This is a genomic window from Melittangium boletus DSM 14713, assembly GCF_002305855.1.
Lineage (GTDB): Bacteria > Myxococcota > Myxococcia > Myxococcales > Myxococcaceae > Cystobacter > Cystobacter boletus.
Window position 1 is genome coordinate 6,531,171 of sequence record NZ_CP022163.1, and the last position, 21,503, is coordinate 6,552,673.

At 67.1% G+C, this 21,503-nt stretch carries 17 protein-coding genes; 7 read left to right on the top strand and 10 right to left on the bottom strand.

What is annotated here, in order from left to right:
• Positions 1-174: 174 nt before the first annotated feature.
• Positions 175-3,441, top strand: a complete 3,267-nt coding sequence (locus MEBOL_RS27340) for a Dauer Up-regulated (protein ID WP_095980208.1) — start codon at positions 175-177, stop codon at positions 3,439-3,441.
• Positions 3,442-3,482: 41 nt separating this feature from the next.
• Positions 3,483-4,637, top strand: coding sequence for a hypothetical protein (locus tag MEBOL_RS27345; RefSeq protein ID WP_095980209.1), 1,155 nt, complete (start codon positions 3,483-3,485; stop codon positions 4,635-4,637).
• A gap of 3 nt (positions 4,638-4,640) precedes the next feature.
• Here the strand turns inward: MEBOL_RS27345 and MEBOL_RS27350 are convergent, their stop codons facing one another.
• Genes MEBOL_RS27350 through MEBOL_RS27375 form a run of 6 tightly spaced genes read right to left on the bottom strand, consistent with a single transcriptional unit; the run spans position 4,641 to position 8,714 of the window.
• Positions 4,641-5,543, bottom strand: a complete 903-nt coding sequence (locus MEBOL_RS27350; protein WP_095980210.1) for an ABC transporter substrate-binding protein — start codon at positions 5,541-5,543, stop codon at positions 4,641-4,643.
• A 15-nt stretch (positions 5,544-5,558) separates the two neighbouring features.
• Positions 5,559-5,741 (bottom strand): hypothetical protein, encoded by a 183-nt coding sequence (locus MEBOL_RS27355; protein ID WP_095980211.1) that lies wholly within the window; start codon positions 5,739-5,741, stop codon positions 5,559-5,561.
• Positions 5,741-6,514, bottom strand: a complete 774-nt coding sequence (locus MEBOL_RS27360) for an ABC transporter permease (protein WP_095980212.1) — start codon at positions 6,512-6,514, stop codon at positions 5,741-5,743. The genes MEBOL_RS27355 and MEBOL_RS27360 overlap by 1 nt, the downstream gene beginning before the upstream one ends.
• A complete protein-coding gene (locus MEBOL_RS27365; protein ID WP_095980213.1) occupies positions 6,511-7,269 on the bottom strand; it encodes an ABC transporter ATP-binding protein in 759 nt (252 codons plus the stop codon). Before MEBOL_RS27365 ends, MEBOL_RS27360 begins: the two co-directional genes overlap by 4 nt.
• Positions 7,266-8,054 carry an ABC transporter permease gene (locus MEBOL_RS27370; protein ID WP_245920149.1) on the bottom strand — a complete coding sequence of 263 codons (789 nt, stop codon included), beginning with the start codon at positions 8,052-8,054 and terminating at the stop codon, positions 7,266-7,268. The genes MEBOL_RS27365 and MEBOL_RS27370 overlap by 4 nt, the downstream gene beginning before the upstream one ends.
• A gap of 33 nt (positions 8,055-8,087) precedes the next feature.
• The gene (locus tag MEBOL_RS27375; RefSeq protein ID WP_095980214.1) at positions 8,088-8,714 is read right to left on the bottom strand and encodes a DUF2267 domain-containing protein; all 627 of its coding nucleotides are present in this window, start codon (positions 8,712-8,714) and stop codon (positions 8,088-8,090) included.
• Positions 8,715-8,983: 269 nt separating this feature from the next.
• Here MEBOL_RS27375 and MEBOL_RS27380 point away from each other — a divergent pair, with 269 nt between their 5' ends.
• The 3 genes from MEBOL_RS27380 (at position 8,984) to MEBOL_RS27390 (ending at position 14,773) form a co-directional block, all read left to right on the top strand.
• Positions 8,984-9,910 carry a YeiH family protein gene (locus tag MEBOL_RS27380; RefSeq protein ID WP_245918893.1) on the top strand — a complete coding sequence of 309 codons (927 nt, stop codon included), beginning with the start codon at positions 8,984-8,986 and terminating at the stop codon, positions 9,908-9,910.
• Between the two features lie 137 nt (positions 9,911-10,047).
• Positions 10,048-13,221, top strand: a complete 3,174-nt coding sequence (locus MEBOL_RS27385; RefSeq protein ID WP_245918895.1) for a glycosyl hydrolase — start codon at positions 10,048-10,050, stop codon at positions 13,219-13,221.
• A gap of 154 nt (positions 13,222-13,375) precedes the next feature.
• Positions 13,376-14,773 (top strand): FAD-binding oxidoreductase, encoded by a 1,398-nt coding sequence (locus MEBOL_RS27390; protein WP_095980217.1) that lies wholly within the window; start codon positions 13,376-13,378, stop codon positions 14,771-14,773.
• A 39-nt stretch (positions 14,774-14,812) separates the two neighbouring features.
• Here the strand turns inward: MEBOL_RS27390 and MEBOL_RS27395 are convergent, their stop codons facing one another.
• On the bottom strand, positions 14,813-15,625 hold the full coding sequence (locus MEBOL_RS27395) for a lysoplasmalogenase (protein WP_157775529.1): 813 nt from the start codon (positions 15,623-15,625) through the stop codon (positions 14,813-14,815).
• 98 nt (positions 15,626-15,723) lie between these two features.
• Positions 15,724-16,440, bottom strand: coding sequence for a hypothetical protein (locus tag MEBOL_RS27400; RefSeq protein ID WP_095980219.1), 717 nt, complete (start codon positions 16,438-16,440; stop codon positions 15,724-15,726).
• Between the two features lie 152 nt (positions 16,441-16,592).
• Here MEBOL_RS27400 and MEBOL_RS27405 point away from each other — a divergent pair, with 152 nt between their 5' ends.
• A complete protein-coding gene (locus MEBOL_RS27405) occupies positions 16,593-18,851 on the top strand; it encodes a hybrid sensor histidine kinase/response regulator (RefSeq protein WP_095980220.1) in 2,259 nt (752 codons plus the stop codon).
• Between the two features lie 8 nt (positions 18,852-18,859).
• On the opposite strand, the gene MEBOL_RS27410 is transcribed toward MEBOL_RS27405, so the two are convergent.
• Complete coding sequence (locus MEBOL_RS27410; protein WP_095980221.1) at positions 18,860-19,408, bottom strand: DUF1801 domain-containing protein; 549 nt, start codon at positions 19,406-19,408, stop codon at positions 18,860-18,862.
• Positions 19,409-19,607: 199 nt separating this feature from the next.
• Positions 19,608-20,168 (bottom strand): helix-turn-helix domain-containing protein, encoded by a 561-nt coding sequence (locus MEBOL_RS27415; protein WP_095980222.1) that lies wholly within the window; start codon positions 20,166-20,168, stop codon positions 19,608-19,610.
• A gap of 393 nt (positions 20,169-20,561) precedes the next feature.
• Between MEBOL_RS27415 and MEBOL_RS27420 the strand changes: the two genes are divergently transcribed.
• On the top strand, positions 20,562-21,395 hold the full coding sequence (locus tag MEBOL_RS27420) for a WD40/YVTN/BNR-like repeat-containing protein (protein ID WP_245918897.1): 834 nt from the start codon (positions 20,562-20,564) through the stop codon (positions 21,393-21,395).
• The last annotated feature ends 108 nt before the right edge of the window (positions 21,396-21,503 follow it).

Consider the following 21,503-nt stretch of genomic DNA (forward strand, 5'->3'; position numbering starts at 1 on the left):
TGTGTCGTCGTGGCATTCCTGGCCACCGACACAGGGCTACTCAAGACCACCTCATAGGGCCCTCGTTTGGCGGGAAAAGACGGAGATTGCGTAAGCTTCCGCAACTGATCCGAGGGGGCGCGGACAATCTCCGGCGGCTCCTTATTTACCCATTTTCCGCCAGGAGAAGTCCCCATGTCCCGTCCCGTTGATTCCTCCGCTGGTGATGCCGCCCGTCGTGCCGCGGCGGAAGCAGCCCGTCAGGCGGCGGAAGCAGCTCGCCGGGCCGCGGAAGCCGCCGCCCAGAGGGCCGCCGCGGAACAGGCCGCCCGGAGCCAGAACGCCGCGTCCACCCGGACCCAGGGCCCCACCGTCCAGACGCCCCGCGATGGGTTCTCCGCCCGCTCCACCCCGGGCAACCAGGTTCGTCTGGATGGCGCTCCCCCCGCGCCCGCCAATGCCAATACCCCGGGAGCCAACGCCTCTCCCTTGCCGGAGAAGGCCGAGGATCTTCCCTCGCTCTTCCCCGAGCTGAAGAACAAGCCCAAGGAGGAGCTGGAGAAGGCCCACGCGTCGATGAAGAAGCTCGTGGAGGGCGACTTCTCGGAGCAGGCCACCGCTCTGGGCGAGCTCTCCGCGCAATTCCCCGAGGCGAAGAAGGCCCTCCTCGACAAGCTCGGCGTCAAGGACGAGAAGCTCGTCAAGCTGGCCACCGACTCCACCGCGCTCAAGTCGCTGGGGACGCTGACCAACAAGGACGCGTCCGTGGCCGACAAGGCCAAGGCCGCGCTGGAGCTGGCCAACAGCGTCGGGACGATCTTCAAGCCCGAGGATCTCCAGGGCGTGCTCAAGACGGCGCTCGACGGACTTCCCGCGGGCGCGAAGCTGGCCGAGGCCATCGGGGCCTTCACGGATCCCTCGAAGACGGGCACGGACAAGGCCAAGGCGGTGCTGGGGCTCGCCGAGTCCCTCAAGGAGTTCGCGGGCAACACCTTCCCCGAGCTCGCCAATGATCTGCGCAAGCTGGACGGTCCCCTGCGTGCCGTCAGCGCGGGCATCACGCTGCTGGACCCCAAGGCCTCCGCCAAGGACAAGGCCGTGGCCGCCGCCCAGCTCGCCGCGGAGATCCCCGACCTCAAGTCGGACCTCGTGGGTTTCAAGGACGCGCTCAAGCAGTTCAAGGTGAAGGGCGCCGACCAGGCCGTCGACGAGGGCGCGCGCCTGGCCGAGGTCGCGGTGAAGGGGTTGGATCCGGCGCTGGCCAGCGAGCTGACCCCCGCGCAGCTCAAGGGGCTGGAGGACATCGCCCAGAAGGTGGGCCCCGACGAACTCGAGAGCGTGCTCCAGGGCATCAAGGATCCCAAGGCCCTCGAGGGCCTCGTGGGCAAGCTGGGCGAGCTGGATGGCGACGCCGGCAAGCGGCTGCTCAAGTCGCTGGGCGGCATGGAGCATGGCGCGCTGGCCAAGGCGCTCTCCGATCCGGGCATGCTCGATCAGCTCGGCACGCTGGCCACCAAGCTCGATGACGAGGGCGCCGAGCTCATTGGCAAGCTGGCCAAGGACATGGACGCCGATGGCCTGAAGATGCTGTTGAAGTTCACCGACGGCGTCGACGCGGACGTGCTCAAGACGGGGCTCAAGGCCCTGGGTCCCGCGCTGGAGGAGGGCGGCGGCAAGCTGGTCGGCAAGACCCTGAAGGTGATGGACGACGTGCTCGGCAAGCTGGGCGTGGAGGTCACCGCCGAGGTCGCAGGCAAGGTCTTCAAGAACCTGGCGAAGGCCATCCCGCTGGCGGGTGCCGTGCCCGGCATCATCGACGCGGCGGCCTACGGGCAGAAGGCCGCGGAGCTCCATGACAAGAACAAGGACCTTGGCTTCCTGGCGATGGTGGGCGCGGGTCTCAACGGCGCGGACGCGGTGGTCGGCACGGTGCTGGACTTCACCGGCGTGGGCGCGGCGGTGGACCTGGGCGTGGGCGCGGGTTTCGCCATCGCCGAGCTGGCGCTGGACATCGGCTTCGACGCGGAGATGGAGAAGTTCAACGCGGATCCCCAGAACTACGAGGCGCCGGACTGGGTGAAGGCCGTCAACCTGGCGGGTGCCGCCGCGATGGGGCCCACGGGCATGGCCTCGCTCGCGGCCTACTACGGGCCGGAGGGTGCCGCCGAGCTGGCCCAGTGGGGCGTGGAGAAGAGCGCCAAGGGCGCGGTGGCGCTGGCGGAGTTCGCCGGGGTCGGGACCGCCGAGCTGGCGGGGGACGGGCTCCATGCGACCGCGGGCTTCATCCACGGGCTCGCCGATGTCATCCGCAACCCGTCCAAGTACGGGGAGGCGATCGCCAACCAGGCCCGTGACGCGTTCAACGCCGCCCTGGAGAAGGGCGGAGAGATCGCCGCGGAGGCCCAGAAGGTCCTCGGCAATGTCATCGACGAGGCGAAGAAGCTGGGCGAGAAGGGCCTGGAGACCTTGGAGTTCATCGCCCAGAACCCGGGCAAGGCCGCGCAGATGGCGGTCGATGGCATCAAGGGGATGATCGAGGCCGGCGGCGAGCTCCTGAAGCAGGGGGGCGAGGCGCTGCTCAAGAAGGCGGGCGAGACGCTCGAGGGGCTCCAGAAGGGCTGGGAGACCCTGACGGGCGTGGCCCGTGAGAAGGCCGCCGAGCTCATCGAGAGCGCCCAGAAGGGGCTCGAGTCGGTGGTCAACAAGGCCGTGGAGCTGGGCGAGAAGGGCCTGGAGACGCTGGTCTGGGCGGCCTCGCACCCGGGCGAGGTGGCCGACCTGGCCAAGAAGGCCCTCACGGACGTGCTCGCCAAGGGCGGCGAGCTGGCCCAGAAGGCGTGGGAGGGCATCAAGAGCCTGGGCGCCCAGGGTCTCGAACTCGCGGAGAGCACCATCAAGGGGCTGCAGGCCGCGGGGGAGAAGGCGGTGGAGACGCTCAAGTACATCGCCGAGAACCCGGGCGAGGCCGCCGCGAAGGTGCGCGACTGGGCGGGTCAGACGCTCTCCAACATGGTCCGCGCGGGCGGCGAGATGGCCCAGGAGGCCGCTACGGCCATCAAGGACTTCGTCGACCGTCGCGTGGAGTGGGCCAAGGGCTTCGCCACGGATCTCCTGAAGGACGGCGTGAGTGCCTTCAAGGAAGTCGCCAAGGCGTGGGGAGAGAACCTCACCGAGGGAGGCAAGGAGATCCTCGCCGCGCTCAAGGACCTGGGCGGCGCGGGCGTGGATGCGCTCAAGGACCTGGCCAGCGTGGGCGGTCAGTTGGCGGAGACGGCGGTGGGCTACCTGGGCGACCTGGCTCAGATGGGCATCGACGCGGCCAAGGGCGCGCTCGACGGTCTCGCGCAGCTCGGTGGGCAGATTGGCGAGCTGGCGGGCGATGCCGTCGATGCCGTGAAGAACGCCACCAACGGCGAGATCAACGTCTTCGGCTGGGAAGTGGACGTCAACCCGCTCTGGTAATGCGCGCTCACTCCTGGCGCCGCCGGGTCTAGGATGCGCTCATGTCGAAGCGCATCCGGATCATCGAGGGGACGTGGAACTGCTCTTCGTGCGACACGAAGGGCATCCTCGCCCGACACAAGCGGTGCCCGAACTGCAACAACCCCCGGGAACTCACGGACGATGAGTCCGAGTTCGACTTCGGGGACACGGACGCGGCGACGGGCAAATCCCTGCGCGAGGGCGTGACCGACGAGAAGGCCCTGGAGCTGGCGCGAGCGGGCGTGGACTGGTTCTGCGCCTATTGCGGCGCCTCCAACCGGGGCGACCAGCCGAGCTGCAAGCAGTGCAAGGCCGAGCGCACCCAGGACGCCAAGGCCCTGGGGGAGAAGGAGCTTCCGGGTCCCGCCCCCCGTCCCGTGCCCCAGCGGGGCGCCTCGAAGAAGGGGACCTTCACCAAGGTGGGTCTGGTGGTGTTGGGCGGCCTGTTCTTCTGCTGCTTCGGGACCATGATCTACGGCGTGTGGATGACCCGGACGAGTGACTACCCGGGCCAGCTCGTGGGCGCCGAGTGGAAGCGCGCCGTCATCCAGGAGCGCTTCTCCCCCGTGACGCTGGAGGGGTGGAAGGACGAGCTGCGTCTCCAGCCGCCGCGCATGCCCATCGATGGCTCGGGAGAGTTCGCGGGGGTGCAGAACATCCGCTCCTGCGTGTCGAGCCGTCGCGGCACCCGGCAGGTGGCGGATGGCACGCGCCAGGTCTGCCGGACGAAGACGCGCAAGAAGGCGTGCGGCACGGAGGAGAAGTGCCAGACCCGGGACAAGGGCAACGGCTTCCGGGAGGAAGTCTGCAAGGACGTCACCCGGTATTGCGACGAGTCCTATGAGGACTGCCACGACGAGACGCGCTACCGCGACGAGCCCATCTACGCGCTCAAGTGCAGCTACGACGCGTATCAATGGAAGGAAGTGGCGCGCCGCGAGGCCTCTGGACGGGACGGCGAGCCCCCGCGTTGGCCGGAGCTGTCCATGAAGGGGGAGGATCGCCTCAAGCGAGAGGAGTCCTACAAGCTCCTCGTCGAATACGAGAAGGGTGGAAGGCAGCAGGCGCCCCTCGAACTCAAGACGGAGAAGGAATTCCTCGCCTGGAAGAAAGGTCAGCCCGTGTCGGTCACGGTGACCAACGGCGGGGAGGTCAAGCAGCTCCTCCCACGGTGAGCCTCAGTCGTCCGCCGCCTCCGGGTCCAATCTGCCAGCCCCCACCGGGTAATCCCACGCCGTCTCATGGGCGGCGCCCTCCGCGAAGCGCGGGTCCACGTACTCCTCGAAGGCGAGCGGCTTGTCGATGAGCTGGTGCTCCAGCATCAGGCGCACCACGAGATCGAAGTCGTCCCTGCGGGGCATCAGCGGATTGAACGTCACCCGATCCAACGGCTTCGTCAGCGCCCATTTCAGCAGGGAGGGCGGTTGGTTGTAGTAGTAGCGCCCGACGAACTCGGCGGCGTACTCGCGCTCGGGTTGACCCGCGTCCAGCCACAGCCCCGATCGGGCGATTCCATCCACCAGGACCTGGACCGCCTCGGGCCGCCGCTGGATGACCTCGTCGCGCACCACCAGCACACAGGACATGTAGTCCGGCCAGTACTCACGGGCCTGGAAGAGGACGCGGCCATGGCCCCCCAGCTCCGCCTGCGAGGGGAAGGGCTCGCCCATGACGAACCCGTCAATGGCGTTGGACGCCAGCGCCCCCGCCACGTCGGGAGGCGTCATCTCCACGACGCGCACGTCTCCCGGCTTCAGCCCGTTCTGGTCGAGCGCGCGCGAGAGCAGCAGCCGCTCGTCCGAGAACCGGCTGGGAATGGCCACGGTCTTCCCCTTCAGGTCGGCCACCGTCTTCACGGGGCCGTCCTTCTTGACCACCGCCGCGCTGCCGTAGCGGTGTCCGAGGTAGACGATCTTGATGGGGACGCCCTGCGACCGCAGGGCCACGGCCAGGGGAGCGACCAGGAAACCCGCCTGCACCCGATTGGAGATCAACGCCTCCTTGATCTCCGGGAACCCCTGAAACAGATGGGGGATGAACAGGTACTTATCGAGCGAACGGCGGGCGATGTAGTCGGTCACCGGACACGCGAGGTGTCATGTGACGGGGATGTAGGCGACGTCGAGCTTGCGCTCACTCTCGGGACGCAGCTCGTTGACCACGCCATCCCAGCGCACGTTGAGCGAGGCGTGGAGCACGGAGAGGACGAGGGTCCACAGGAGCACTCCCCCGACGAGGGGCCGCGTGGACAGCATTCGCTTGAGGCGCGATGGAGACATCAATCCTCCCGATGGAAGGCCCAGCGCACCGCGCGAGCCCGTTCGATTTGGCGCATGGCCAGGTCCAGCCCGAGCCCGATGCCGCCGATGAGCAGCATGCCGCCGATGACGAGATCATAGCGCTTGCCCGCGTTGCGCGCGTCGATGATGAGGTAGCCCAGGCCCGAGTCGGTCCCCAGCATCTCGGCGGCGACCACCACCAGCCAGGCGATGCCCAGGGTGATTCGCAGCCCGGTGAGCACGGAGGGCAGGATCGCGGGGAAGATGACGCGACGAAGCATCGCCACCCGGCCCAGGCCGAGATTCCGGCCCGCCCGGAGATAGATGCCGGGAACGCGCTGCACGGCCTCCCGTGTGTACGCCACGATGGGGAACAGGGCGGACAGGAAGATGAGGAAGCGGGTCGCCGAATCGGCCACGCCGAAGAGGAGGATGGCCACGGGGCTCCAGGCCAGGGGGCTGATGGGCCGCAGCACCTGGACGAGCGGCCCGGCCACGCGGGCGCTGGGCGTGTGCAGCCCCATCATCAACCCGGCCGGAATGCCCAGGAGCACCGCGAGGGTGTAGCCCGACAACACGCGCACGAGCGAATCCCCGGCGTACGTCATCAGGCGGCCCTGCCGGGCGAGCTCCTCCAGTCCGCGCAGGACCTGGAGGGGGGTGGGGATGACGATCGTCCCGGAGAGCTTCACCCCCTCGTGCCAGAGCAGCAACAGCAAGGCCCCCACGGCGGCGGGCAACAAGAGGCCAGGGACTCCGCGCGAGGTCTTCATATCCGATGGGCCAGGCCGAGCTCATCGAGCAGTTGGCGCCGGTACTGGAGGTATTCCAGGGAGGCGATGTCGCGGGGGTGGGGCAGGTCGATGGCGATCACCCGCTGGATGCGCCCTGGCCGGGCCGACATGACCAGCACGCGGTCCGCGAGCTGCACGGCTTCGTCGAGGTCATGGGTCACGAAGAGGATGGTCTTGCGCTCGGCGGTCCACAGCCGCAGCAATTCCTGACGCAAGGTGTGACGGGTGATGGCATCGAGCGCGTTGAAGGACTCGTCCAGCAGGAGCATGTCCGGGTTGACCGCGAGGGCTCGCGCGAGCTCGAGCCGCTGCTTCATGCCGCCGGACAGCTCCGAGGGGTAGGCCCGCGCGGAGCCCGCGAGTCCCACCATCGTCATGTAGTGCTCGACCCGCTGCTCGCGCTGGGCCGCGGGCCAGTCACTCAAACCAAAACCGATGTTCTCCTCCACCGTGAGCCAGGGGAACACGCCGCGCTCCTGGGACACGAAGATGCGTCGCGGATCGGGCCGGGTGACCGGTTGTCCATCGATGAGCACCTGTCCTCGGGTGGGCGCCAAGAACCCGCCGATGACGTTGAGCAGCGTGGACTTGCCACATCCGGAGGGGCCGAGCAGACAGACGAACTCGCCTTCGCGGCACTCGAAGTCCACGGGGGTGAGCACCTCGCGCGGCTGCCCGTCCACGGGGTAGGAGACCGAGACCCCCCGCACCCGCAGCTTGACCGGGCTCGTCATGCGCCCTCCTCGCCGATCAGATCCCGACGGTGCATGGCCCGGCGGGCCACGTGCGCCATCGCCTGGTCGAGCGCCAGGCCGATGAGGCCGATGAACACCATGCCCGCGACCACCAGGTCATACCGATTGCCCGCGTTGCGTGAGTCCACGATGAGGTACCCCAGGCCAGAGTTCACGGCGAGCATCTCCGCCGCCACCACCACGAGCCAGGAGATGCCCAACGTCAGGCGCATTCCGGAGAGAAGCTCGGGCAGGGCGGCGGGCAAGAGGATGCGCTGGAAGAGCCTCGGGGGGCTCAATCCGAAGTTGCGTCCGGCGTTCACATAGACCGCGGGCACGTTGCGGACCGCGTTCATGGCGGCCAGCGTCAGCGGCGGCGCGGAGGCGATGAAGATGATGAAGATCGCCGACAGGTCTCCCACGCCCCACCAGAGAATGGACAGGGGGATCCATGCCAGGGGGCTGATGGGCCGGAGCATCTGGACGAAGGGGCTCAGGGCACGGCTCGCGGGGCGGTTCCAGCCCAGGACGAAGCCCAGGGGCAGGGCGACTCCCACCGCGAGCAGGAAACCCCAGGTCACCCGGAACAAGGAGGCGACGACGTGCTTGAACAGCACCCCCCGGCGCAGGAGCTCCAGGATGCCGAGCAGCACCTCCCAGGGCCGCGGCAGCCATCGCACATGGGAGACCTCCAGCGCGAGCTCCCAGGCCAGGACGAACAGGGCGAGCCCCAGCCAGGGCCCCGCCGCGTGTCGAATCCGGTGCGGACCGCCCATGGCCATCATGGCCGGCAAGGTACTTCCAGCCCAGGCGGTTCTTCAACGCTCGTCATGGGGGTCGTGGACGGCCGCTGGACGTCCCGTCGCGAGCGTTTCGTGTTGCCGCTCCTGGGTGAGGCCGGTGGCGCTGGAGAGCTTCGTCTCCTCGTGCGGATTGTCCGAGCGCGCCACGGAGTCGGAATGGGCTCTCTCGGGACGGGCCTCGGACAAGGGATGCCGGCTTCCTGGCCTTCCCTCGGCGAGGGTATGGCGGCCCGGGTCATGGTGGACGTGCTCGAACCGTTCGCTCCGCTGTCTGGGTGTGAAGAGGGCGCTCACCGGGGCGGGCAAGGCCTCGCGCAGCCGGTGGAGTGTTCCCGGAGTCAGCGCCTCCGCGAGGACCTGACAGACGACGGCGGTGAACTCCACGGCCTGTCCGATCCGGACGTCGGCGCGGAGGGACACCCGCTCATGAAGGTCCGCCAGGGGAAAGTCGACGGACGGCTCTTCGCTTGGAGGGTTCTCGGCCTGGAGGGAAGGAAGGTCCTCCGCCAGCGCCTGGCGCATGGGTCCGCTCAATCGCTCGCCGATGCTTTCGAGGACCGTGCGGACGACGGGCTCCGCGTCCTCCTGGCGAGACAGCCCCATGCGCTCGGCCACCCGGGACAGGATTTCATCACGTGTCATCGTCGCTCTCCTCGCGCGCTCTTCCCTCAAGGGTGGGTCTTCCCGCCGGAGGAGGAAGCGGCACCCGGCTCAGCGGTGGATCCCCTGTCCACCGGGTCTCGCGCTCGTATCCAAAAAGCTGATGGCCCATCGCTTCTCGCGACTGGTGGCCTGATGGCGCGGCGCGCATCCTGGGATCCATGAACGCGCATGCGCTGCCTCCCATCCCTGGCGACGAGCACCCTGGGCCGCCGCTCTCGTCCGGGCGAACGCGGTGGAGTGCTGGGCACGTGCTCATTCCCCTGGGGGCGGCGCTCAGCCTCATGCCCTTCATGTCCACGGGGGTCGCGTTGTTGTCGGGAGTGCTGGTGGCCTTGGGGGTGGGCAATCCGTATGGGGAACTCACCCGCCGTGCCACGCACACCCTGCTGGCGCTCGCGGTGGTGGGTCTGGGGGCTGGCATGGACCTGCGCGTGGTGGTGGCCGTGGGGGCCCACGGGGTCCTCTATACGGTGACGGGCATCGCCGTGTGCCTGCTGTTGGGGGCCTTGCTGGCGCGGATGCTGGGGGTCTCTCGGGAGGCGGGCCTGCTCATCAGCATCGGCACGGCCATTTGTGGGGGGAGCGCCATCGCCGCGGTGGTGCCCGTGCTGCGTCCCAAGGAGCAGGAAGTGACCGTCGCGCTGGGGACGGTGTTCCTGCTCAACGCGGTGGCGCTCTTCGTCTTCCCCGCGGTGGGGCACGCGGTGGGGCTGGATGCCCATCAGTTCGGGCTGTGGAGCGCGCTGGCCATCCACGACACCAGCTCCGTGGTGGGCGCGTCCATGCAGTACGGCCCGAAGGCGCTGGAGGTGGCCACCTCGGTGAAGCTGGCGAGGGCCTTGTGGATCGTCCCCCTGACGGTGGCGGTGGGGATGTGGCGGCGCCGGACGGGCGGGGCGGTACCGCGGGGCAAGGCGAGCAGGCCCTGGTTCATCCTGGGCTTCATCGTGGCGGCGGCGCTCGTCACCTGGATGCCGGTGCTCCAGCCCGCGGGGCACCTGCTGGCCGCCCTGTCCCAGCGAGCGCTGGTGCTGACGCTGTTCCTCATTGGCGCCAACCTCACCCGGAGCGCCGTCCGTGCGGTCGGCGTGCGGCCTCTGGCGCAGGGCCTGGGGCTGTGGGGGTGCATGGCCAGCCTGAGTCTGGGCGCCATTGCCTTCCACCTCATCGCTTGAGACCAAGTCCTGAAATGTGTGCTGTTTCCCCGGGGCGAGACCGTGATTCAGTTAATTTCTCGAATATCTGAATAATCTTGATTTAAATTCCTTGTTCTCTAGTTTGAGTCGACACCGATTCAACTCGGAGAATGAGGATGCACCCACTCTACGGACGGCTCCACACAGCGGCGGTTCTGCTGCCGCTTCTGTCTTCTCTTGGTGGCTGGAGCGCTCACGCGGCCTCGAACCTGTTGTCCTTGAGGCGCCCCGCCTATGCCTCCTCGGTGGAAGGCAACAACTCCGCGGAGCTGGCGGTTGATGGCGGTACGGGAGCCCGTTGGGCCAGTGAATGGGGCGTGGATCCCCAGTGGATCTACGTGGACCTGGGCGCCACGGCGCAGATCGATCGGGTCAAGATTCAGTGGGAGGGCGCATACGCCAAGGCCTACAAGGTCCAGGTCTCCAGCAACGAACTCGACTGGACGGATCTCTACTCCACGGCCACCGGAGACGGTGGCGTCGATGACCTGACGGTCTCCGGCAGCGGCCGGTACGTGCGCGTGCTTGGCACGCAGCGGGCCTTGAGCGGCTATGGCTATTCCATCCTGGAACTCGAGGTGTATGGAACGGGCGGGGTGAATGCGCCTCCGCTCCAGTATGGCCCCAACGTGGCCCTGAACCGGCCCGCCAGCGCTTCCTCCGTCGAGCAAACCCTGACGGCGGCCAACGCGGTGGATGGCAACGCGTCGACGCGCTGGTCCTCGAGGGCGGCGGACGATGAATGGATTTCCATCGATCTGGGCAGTGTGCGGACGATTGGCCGGGTTCTCCTGAACTGGGAAGCGGCCGCGGGGCGCGTCTTCGATGTGCAGGTCTCCTCCGATGGCGCTCAGTGGACGACCGTCTACCGCGAGCTTCGCGGAGCGGGTGGAAAGCAGGACATTCCCCTGTACGCCTCCGGCCGTCACATCCGGATGAAGGGGTATGGCAGGGCCACGGGTTATGGGTATTCCCTGTTCGAGTTCGAAGTCTATGACTACGTCTCGGGCCATCCGCGGCCCACCTATACGATTCCGTCCCTGCCCACCCCCAGCACCGTTCAGGCCGGGCAGGGGAGTTACCTGACGGGCGACTTCAAGATGCCGCAGCCACGCTACCCGGCCTATCGGGCCGAGTCCGTGAAGACGCCTCTTCCCTCCAACGATTGGTGGCAGTCGCTGCTGATCAAGCCGCTCGGGGACTCGATCGTCACCTTGCCCCTCAAGTCGCGGTTCTCCAGCCAGGGACTCGGCATCCTGTCCCCGGGCGCGGGGTGGATCAACGGCGACAAATCCGCGGTGAACGCGGATGGCAACCCGGACGTGTTCTTGATGTCCAACGCCATCGACACGTCCAAGATGGCCAACCGGGTGACGGGCTACGGGGACTGGTCCGTGGACTCGGTGCTGAGTGACAACGCCACGGACAAGTTCAAGGTGACGTTCGTCAAGGGCTCGCCCTACCTGTTCACCCAGTTCAGCGATCCCAGCTCGGTGGAAATCTATTCCTCGCGCATCACGCAGATCTTCGATGAGCGCAACGCCGCGATTCTCACGGCGGATGGCGCGTCGGTGACGACCGACCGGATTGGCGTGAGGGTGTCCAACCCCGATGGCGGCGGCAACCTCCAGACGCGCTACTATGGATTCTTCGCGCCGCCGGGCACTGTCTTCAAGAAGGTCGGACCGAAGATCAAGGTCCAGCTCGGAAGCGGCCAGGGTTACCTGTCGGTGGCGGCGCTGCCCTCGGCGACCGACCTGAACTACTTCCACCAGCATGCCTATGCGTTCGTGACGGGCACCCGGGTCAGCTATCTCTTCGATGAGGCGTCCGCGCAGCTCACCACGACCTTCAACCTCACCACGCAACTGAAGCGCACCGGGTTCTCGGATCAGACCCTGACGGCCCTGTTTCCCCACCAGTGGAAGAGCTCCATCTCTCCGCTCACCGCGCTCACCTATCCGTCCGTCCGGGGGACGTTGAAGGTCCGCGAGGGCAACACGTTCGTGACCACGAACCGGTTCCAGGGAATCGTCCCCCAGTTCACCGAGCCAGCCAATCCGGAGTACTCACGGCAACTGCTGAGCCAATACCTGCTGACGCTGGAGCGGGAGACCTCGGGCAACCTGCTGGCGGCCGATGCCTACTGGCAGGGCAAGGCGTTGCATCCGCTGGCGATGGGCGCGCTGGCCGCGGATGAGATCGGCGATGTCGTCTACCGCGACCTGTTCTTGTCTCGGATCCGGACGATCCTGACGAACTGGTACACGTACACGTCGGGAGAGCCGGATCACTTCTTCTATTACAATCCGGACTGGGGAACGTTGTACTACCGCGTCAGTGAGTTCGGGGCCAACACCGGCATCACGGATCACCACTTCACCTACGGCTACTTCGTCTTCGCCTCGGCCGTGCTCGCCACGTATGACCCGAACTTCCGCACTCAGTACGGCGCGATGGTGGAGCACCTCATCCGGGATTACGCGAACCCGTCCCGGACGGATTCCCTCTACCCGTTCTTCCGCAGCTTCGATCCCTATGAAGGCCACTCCTGGGCCGGGGGCTACGCGGACAACAACAATGGCAACAACCAGGAAGCCGCTGGGGAGTCGCTTTTTGGCTGGGTCGGGCAATACCTGTGGGGCGTCCTCACCGGAAACACCTCGTTCCGGGACGCGGGCATCTACGGCTTCACCACGGAACTCAAGGCGGTGGAGCAGTACTGGTTCAACTATGATGGGGACAACTGGGTGCCCCAGTGGACGCACAAGACGGTGGGCCAGGTCTACGGCTCGTCGAACTTCTACGGCACCTTCTTCAGCGCCGCGCCCGTCCACATCTACGGTATCCACTGGCTGCCCACCTCCGAGTACCTGACCAGCTACGGCTTCAAGCCCACCCAGGTGGCCAACCTCTACAACGGCTTCGTGACGGACAACGGTGGGCCGGAGACCTCGTGGCAGCATGTGGTGTGGCCCATCCAGTCCTTGAGCAACGCCCAGGCGGTGCTCAACAAGTGGGACGCCACCCCGGTGCAGAAGAACGAACTCTTCAACACCTACTGGTTCGTCCACAACATGACCAGCCTCGGCCAGCGCTCCGCGGACATCTGGACCACGGGCGGCGCGAGCGCGACGGTGTACAAGAAGGGGAGCACGTACTCGGCCCTGGTGTGGAACCCCACTTCCAGCACCCTCTCGGTGACCTTCAAGAACGCGTCCGGAATCACGGGAACGGCCTCCGTGCCCGCCCGCTCCCTGGTGCGAGTGAACCCCCTCGTGCGGAACTGAGGGGTGGACCGGCCCGTGGCCTCGTGGACACGGGCCGCTCCTCATCCGAAGGTGGATTGCCCGCCAGGCAGTCAGGAGGGCGAGCCCCGGTCTAGCGGCCGGTAGCTCCCCAAGCGCCTGGAACTTCCCCACTTTCTGGTTGTGGAGGAATGAAATGCGAACTGAGTCGGCTCCTGGTGTGCGGTGGTCCGAGGAATCCACGCGACTCGATGCGCGCCACGCGGCCAAGGTCGAGAGAATCGCGCGGCAGTTACGGCAAAGGACGAGCACGCGGCCCGCGTCCTTCAAGAAGAAGACGCCGCCGCACCAGGTCCCCAAGCGCTACGACCAGCGGCGCGGCGACGAGAAGATCGACTTGAGTGACCTCGACCAGATCCTTGAGATCGATCCCGTGGCGATGACCTGTACGGCCGAGCCCGCGGTCACCTTCGACGAGCTGGTCCGCGCGACGCTGCGCCACGGGCTCGTGCCCATCATCGTCCCCGAGCACAAGACCATCTCCCTCGGGGGGGCCGTCGCGGGGTGCTCCATCGAGTCCATGTCCTTCCGGCACGGTGGTTTCCACGACACCTGTCTCGAATACGAGCTCATCACCGCGAAGGGGGACGTGCTGCGCTGCTCCCCGCACCAGAATCCGCTCGTGTTCCAGATGATCCACGGCTCGTTCGGGACGCTCGGCATCCTCTCGAAGCTGCGGTTCAAGCTCGTACGCGCCGCGCCCTACGTGCACGTGACGTATGAGACCCACGCCACGCTCGAGGCCTTTCAGCAAGCCATCTGGCGTCACTTCTCCACCCGGGACGTGGACTACCTCGACGGGCAGATCTTCTCACCGTCGAAACACGTGCTGTGCGTGGGCCGCTTCACGGAGCATGCGCCCTACGTGAGCCGCTACGACTGGCTCAAGGCGTATTGCGAGAGCATCCCGCGCCGCGCCGAGGACTACCTCGGGACCTACGACTATCTCTTCCGTTACGACCGGGGGGTCACTCATGTCTCGCCGAAGAGCCTCCTCGGCCGGGCGCTGTTCGGCAAGCTGGTGCACTCGGACAGCATGCTGAGGGCGGCGGATCGCTTCCACCGCTTCCTGCCGACCAAGAACCCGTCGGTCATCGTGGATGTGTTCGTTCCCTTCTCGAGCACGGCCTCCTTCATGGATTGGTACCACCGCGAGATGCACTTCTACCCGGTGTGGTGCGTGCCCTTCCGGCGGACGCGGGATTATGAGTGGCTTTCGCCCCAGTGGTGGTCCGGCGTGCACGACCCGCTGTTCCTCGATTTCGCGGTCTACGGGCTCAAGCAGCCCGAGGGCCGCAACCTCTACAAGGAGTTCGAGGACGAACTGCTGCGGGTCAATGGCACCAAGACGCTCATCTCTTACAACTATTACGATGAGGAAACCTTCTGGCGCCTCTGGAACAAGGAGACCTACCAGACCGTGAAACAGCTCACGGACCCGGACAACATCTTCCGCGATCTCTACACGAAGATGTGCCGGGCGGCGCTCGGGCTGGAAGCGCGGACGCCCGGTTCTGGTTCCATGCCGCACTGAGACCGCGACCCGCGGGGGAGGGCGGGTCTCATGGGCGGCTCAGGCGGAGAGGCGCACGGACTCGAGTCCGGGCCGCTGTCGGGGCACGGCCTGGTCGAGAAGGCATCCGCGAACCATCAAGAACAGGCCAATGATGTACGTCAGCATGATGGCGAAGTTCTCGAAGGCGAGGGCATCCACGAACCGTGTCATCGCGATGAGGCTGTCCGACTGGATGAACAGCACGACGCCCAGCAGGATGTAAGGCGAAGAGGCGAGCTTCACCTGGAGCGCCCGGAGAAGACAGGTCATGCCATTGGAGAGCAGCACGAGCATGTAACCCGCGAGCGGGAGCGCCATGGATTCCTGACCCGAGGGGAGATTGAGATACAGCGTCATGTAGATCATGTACCCATAGGTCACGACGGGCATCGCGAAGATCAGGATGCGGCCCTTGAGCGCGGCGTCCAGCTGGAGCCCTTTTGAATAGGCGGCGATGAAGCAGAGGTGCGCGATGGCGAAGGCGGCCATGCCGTAGAGGAAGAAGTCGTTGAACAGCAGGGCGACGTCTCCGATCCAGCAGAAGAGGAGTGCCCCATAGAGCGCACCTCGGCGGATGTTCAAGACATGGCCGCGCGCGGACAGGGCGAAGTACCCCGCCAGCGTGGGCACGAGCAGCGACTTGGACACACTGAGCAGCCAGAACAACAAGCCCGTGGGCTCGGGCGGGGCCGGTATATTCGGACCCACGGGCGCTCCGATGCCGGCGATGAAGTTGGCTCCCAGATTGACGACAGCCGCCGCGATGAAGAGCCCATGAAGGAGTCTTTCGAGACCCTTCTCGTCGGGAGCGGTTTGGGCGTGAGAGGACATAGGCCTTCCTTGGGGGGCCGCGCGGAAGAGGGCGGCGCTCATCTCGAGTCTAGAGCAAGGCGCGCTCAAGCAGCGGAGAGACCGCCGGGCCTTTTTCGTTACTGGGAATCGGCCGCCTGCGCGGCATTCACTGGCGCTGGTACGCGGCACGCCGCCAGGAGCTTCTTCTTCTCCAAGGCGCTCGCCGTCTTCCACGCGGGAAGCTCCGAGGCGACGCAGGTGGGCTTCGGCGGCTCGGTGGACGCCGGCTCCGTGAGCCGCACCATCTGTGCGCCGGGGGTGCTCTCGGGCGTCAGTTCCATGTCGATCAGCATTCCTCGAATGACCTCCGCCTCCTCGCGGCCCGTCACCTGATCCCAACCCGACCACATGGCGCTCGTGACGGTTTCCTCGCAGGGGGGAATCCAGGAGGGATCCTCGTCGCTGCACACCTCGTAACCGTCGTAGGTGGGCTTGCCGAACAGGTTCACCCAGACGACGTCTTCCTGGGGGATGAGCTGGGCGTAGAACACGGAGCCCACCGTGTTGGTGGTGCCATGGACGAAGTTGCGGTCACCCATCACGGTCGTCACCTCCGAGCGCCGGCCCTTGAAGACATAGAGAGACGAGCCCCCCTTGAGGCTCTTGCGTTCCGTGACCGAGTAGCCGCGCCGGGAGAACAACTCCGAGAGCCGTCGCGCCGCGTCCTCCGGCGTGCCCCGGAGGGCGACCTGGGATTGCTTCTCCGAGAGCCGGGTGTGACTGCTCGCGCGAATCTCCGCGCAGCCCTGGGTCAACAGCATCAGGCCCGTCAGGGCCAGGGTGTGGGTTTTCATGGAAGGCGCATCATAGTCTCTCCCCCAGCCGCCGCCCGTGACGCGGCCCGGGTCGACCGCTTCATGGGCGGCCAGGGGAGAGGATGGGGTTCCAAGTACCGGGGACGTTTGCTCGTCCCGGGGGACTTCAATAGGGTGCGTCCGAGTCCCCCTTGCCTTCTCATTCCACGCCCTCCCTTCCCCTGCGTTGGCACCTCGTCCGGCTCGCGATCGGGACACTTCTTCCCGTGGTCGTCTTCGCCGCGGTGCTGGTCTTCCAACTGGCGGGCTCGGAACGTCAGGCCGCCGAGCGCCGTGTGGCTCATTCGGCGCGAATGCTCGCGGCGTCCTTCGAGCAGGAGATGGCCGGTTCCATCCGTACCCTCCAGGCGCTGGCCGAGTCCGATGCGCTCGCGCGTGGGGATCTGGAAGCCTTCCTCGCGGAGTGTGTGCGCGTGCGCGGCACGCAGCCGTCATGGAAGGTCGTGCTGCTGATCGCTCCAGACGGACAGTCGCTGCTGAACACGGGTGTCCCGTGGGGTGCTCGGCCGCCGCCCCTCGCCGAGCGGGAGAGCTTCATGCGCGTCATCCAGACGCATGAGCCCACGGTGGGACGCATCGCGACGGGGAAGGGCTCCGCCGGGGCGCTCGCCTTTCCCATCCGGGTACCGGTGATGCGCGACGGCTCGCTGCGCTACGTGCTCACGGCCGTCATCACTCCGGAGTCCCTTGTCCAGGTGGTCGCCAGTCAGGGGTCCAGCGGCGAGGAATGGACGCGCTCGCTGGTGGACCAGGGGGGACTCATGGCCGCACGCACCCGGGATCCCGCGCGATTCGTCGGGAAGCCAGCGCCACGCTCTTTTCTCGAGAAGACGCGTCTGTCCAACGAGGACGTGTACGCGGATGTGTCGTTGGACGGCACGGAGGTCTACGTGGCCTTCAGCCGATCGCCGGCGTGGGGATGGACGGCGTCGGTCGTCAATCCCCGGCGGCTCCTGGACGCGCCCCTGGCGGACTCGATGCTCGCCGTGGGGGGACTGGGGCTCGCGCTGTTGCTCGTGAGCGCGAGCGGGGCCTGGGTCTTCTCGAGGAGAATCGAGCGGTCCATCGCGCACGCGTCGGCCGCCGCCGCGGCGCTCTCCCGGGGAGAGCTTCCCCAAAAGGCGCCCTCCAGCGTGCGCGAGCTGGCGCGGCTTGGTGAGGCGCTGGAGCACTCCGGGCGGCTGCTCCGGGAGCGCGAAGCCGAGCGGGACGCGCACCTCGCCGTGTCCGAGGCCGCTCGGGCCGAGGCGGTCGCGGCCACACGGGCCAAGGACGCGTTTCTCGCCATGCTCGGCCATGAGCTGCGCAATCCGCTCGCGCCCATCGTGACCTCCATGGACTTGCTCCGGGCACGGGGTCTCGCGCGGACTCCCGAGCACGAGGTCATCACCCGGCAGCTCCAGCACGTCGTGCGCCTCGTGGATGATCTGCTCGACGTGTCCCGCATCACACGCGGGCATCTGGAGCTCCGCCGTGAACCCGTCGAGCTGTCCTCGGTGGTGACCCGGGCCCTGGAGGCGGTGGCCCCGCTCATCCAGCAGCGGCGGCACGTGCTCGAGGCCGATGTGTCTCCGGGTGCGTGGCTCCTGGCGGATCCCGATCGCCTGACTCAGGTGGTCGCCAATCTGCTCACGAACGCCGCGAAGTACACGCCCCCGGGCGGACACCTCCTGGTTCGAGCCCGGGACGTGGAGGGCGGCTTCTCGCTCGTGGTCGAGGACGATGGGCCCGGTTTGCCTCCGGACATCCTGCCCCGGATCTTCGAGCCATTCGTTCAAGGGCCGCGCACGGTCGATCGGAGCGAAGGCGGTCTGGGCCTCGGTCTGGCGCTCGTGCGCAGCCTCGTCGAAGCGCATGGAGGACAGGTCGAGGCCCATGACAAGGGACCCGGCCAGGGCTGCACCTTCACGGTCTGGCTGCCGGGACACCTCCGGGTGGAGAGGCCTTCTTCCATCCCAGGTGAGGCGCCACGGGAAGCGTCCCCCGCGCGGGAGTTCATGGCAGGGAATCGCTTCGGCGTGCTCGTCGTCGATGACAACGTGGACGCCGCTGAGTTGTTGACCGATCTGCTGGAGATGAATGGGTACGAGGTGCGCATGGCGCACGATTGCGAGGAGGCGCTGAACCGGCTCGAGGTGTTCCTCCCTCAGTTGGTGCTGCTCGACATCGGACTGCCCGGCGTGGATGGATACGGAGTCGCCGAGCGCATCCGGCGGAGGCTGGGGGATGCGAGCCCTGTCTTCGCCGCGCTCACGGGCTTTGGTCAGGCGGAAGATCGCGCCCGCAGCCACGCGGCGGGTTTTCTCCAGCATTTCGTGAAGCCCCTGAACATCGACGACCTGCTCGCGTTCGTGGAGTCGCTGCGGACGAGGCAAAAAGGGGCCGCGTAGCTCGCCGGCTACGCGCGCTTCTTCGCCGCCGGTTTCTTCTTCGCCGCCGGTGCCTTCTTCGCCGCGGGTGCCTTCTTCGCCGCGCCCGGCGCCTTTTTCTTCGCGGGTGGGCGGATCACGGACTCGTAATGCTCGATGTACGCCTTCGCGGGCACTCGGCGGATGGCCTCGCCGATCACATCGAGCGCGACGTCCTCGAGCTTCTTGAAGCGCACGCACGACTTGCCCATGTCGAGCTTCTTGCCCGTCTTCGCCCATGCCTCGCGGAACCACTTCTCCTGCTCCGGCTGGCCGTAGACGCACATCAGGTAGACGGCCATGTGGCTCTTCTGGGAGGCCAGCGACGCGAACGGCAGCGGCTGCTTCGGAGCGCAGTGGTAGCCGGCGGGGAACACCTTGTGCGGGACGTAGTAGCCGATCATCCCGTACTGCATGCCCTCCGCGTAGTTCGCATCGAGGTTCTCGAGGATGACGTCGCGCACGGCGGAGATCGCCGCGCGGCGGTCTTCTGGAAGCGAAGCGAGGTACTGGTCGACGGTGGTGGCTTTGCTCTGCATGGCGGCGAGTGTAGCGCCCGTGGGATGGGGGCCACAGCACGGAAGCCCGCCTCCGGTCGGGGGCGGCCGGGCGGCCAGGACTCCGAGTGGATGTTCCCTCTCTCCCCGGAGACAATGGCCCTTCGGGCCTCGCTCCGCATCGTCACCCGAGGGTCGATTCGCGACCTGGATGCACGAGGAGGGGCGTGTGACCGGGGCTTCATCGCACCGTGGGCGCCAGGATCACCACGGAGTAGCCCACCGCGGACTTCGTTCCCAGGTTCTCGTAGGAGTGCTTCTGGTCGCCTCGGAACACCACCACGTCTCCCGGCTCCAGCACGAAGCGCTCGCCGCTCGCCACCAGCGCCAGGGTTCCCGACTCGCACACCAGGTACTCGCGCGTGCCGGGTGTGTGCGGAACTCCCGAGAGCCGCGCTTGAGGCGGTAGCTCCATCCGTTCGAAGTCGATGCCCGGCAGTGGATCCGGCAGCAGCTTGCGCACGAAGCCCGGTCCCCGAAGCCTCATGGGCAGGCTGTCCTTCGGGTAGTGACGGGCGCTCGCCCGGGGCTTCGCCACCAGCTCCTCCAGCGACACCTGCAGTGCCTCCGCTACCCGGTGCAGCACGGCCAGCGTGGGGTTGCTCGTCCCGGATTCCAGGTTGGCCCAGGTCGCCCGAGGTACCCCCGCCAGCTTCGCGAGCTGGGCCTGCGTGGCACCCCGCGCCTCGCGCATCGCCTGGATGTTGCGCGCCAGCCAGCCCCCGAGCTCTTCGTCGCCCATGCGATGGCATCCTACCGATGCCGTGCCTCGGTGGCCATCCGGCCGTGACAGGGCTCGAGCTGACGTGCCAGCCCATGGGATTGATTCCAATCCATTGGCGATTCCCGGCAGGGACTGGACGTCTGCTTTTAGAGCAAGGTCATGAGACCTTCTCCTGACATCTACGTAGGTTCGATCCGCGGTGTTTTCCTCGCCCGGGAAGAGCGGGGCCGGTACGTGGCCAGACCCCTTGGCCGCTTGCCGCTGGAGTCCTCGGCCAGACAGACGGAGTCCGCCTTGCGCTCAGCGCTTCGTGCGCGTGGGGTGGGAGTCGAGGCGGATATGCCCAAGGGCGGCATTGTCGCCGACCCGACGACTCCTGGCCGACTCCATGTGGGAACGGAGGGCGCGGGGGTGTTCCGCAGCGAGGACGGGGGAGCGACGTGGATTCCCGACAGCCTCGGTCTGGGCTCTTCGCGCATCTGGTCCCTGGTCCAGCATCCCGTGTCGGGAGTGCTGTACGCCGGCACCGAGCCCGCCAACCTCTACCGCAAGCGTCCGGGCGCCACCTCGTGGGAGCCCTGCTCGCCCTTGTCGGCCTTGCCCCGGTACCGCGAGTGGACGTCCCCTCATCCACCGCATCATGAGCCGCGCGTGAGAGGAATCGGACTCGATCCCGAGCGGCCTCACGTCATCGCCGCCGCGATCGAGGTGGGCTGGATCGTCCTCAGCCGCGACGGAGGCGAGACGTGGGAGAATCTGACGGAGGGTTCGGAGTTCGACTCGCACTCCGTCCTCTTCTCGCCTGGACAACCCGAGGTCCTGCTCTCGACGAGCGGACATGGCTTCTTCCGCAGTGACGACGGCGTCCATTTCCGCTCGTTCCAGGAAGGGCTCGATCGGGACTACCTGTCCCCCCTCGTCATGCACCCGGCGCGCCCGAAGACACTCTACGTCTACGCCGCCCGGACACCCCCCCCGTCCTGGTTCAACCCAGAGGTTGGCGCGGATGGGGCCTTTTATCGCAGCGATGACCAGGGCGGCAGTTGGCGGCGCGTGGGACAAACGCCGTTCCTCCAAGGGGGCAGCTGGACGGCCTGTGGTGATGCGAGCGATCCAGAGACGTTCTGCGTGGGCCTGACGGATGGCTCGGTCTGGCTGACGCGGGATGGGGGAGAGCACTTCGAGCGAATTCTCGACGGACTCGGGCTCGTCAGCGTGGTCTCGATTCCCACGCGCCGTTCTTGAAGAGGCGACGGGGCGAGGCCAGGTCCTCCCGCCCGAGGCGGACACACGGGAGGGACAGCCAATGGCTCTCCTGGCGGCAAGCTCATCTCCGCACCAGGAGACGCACTA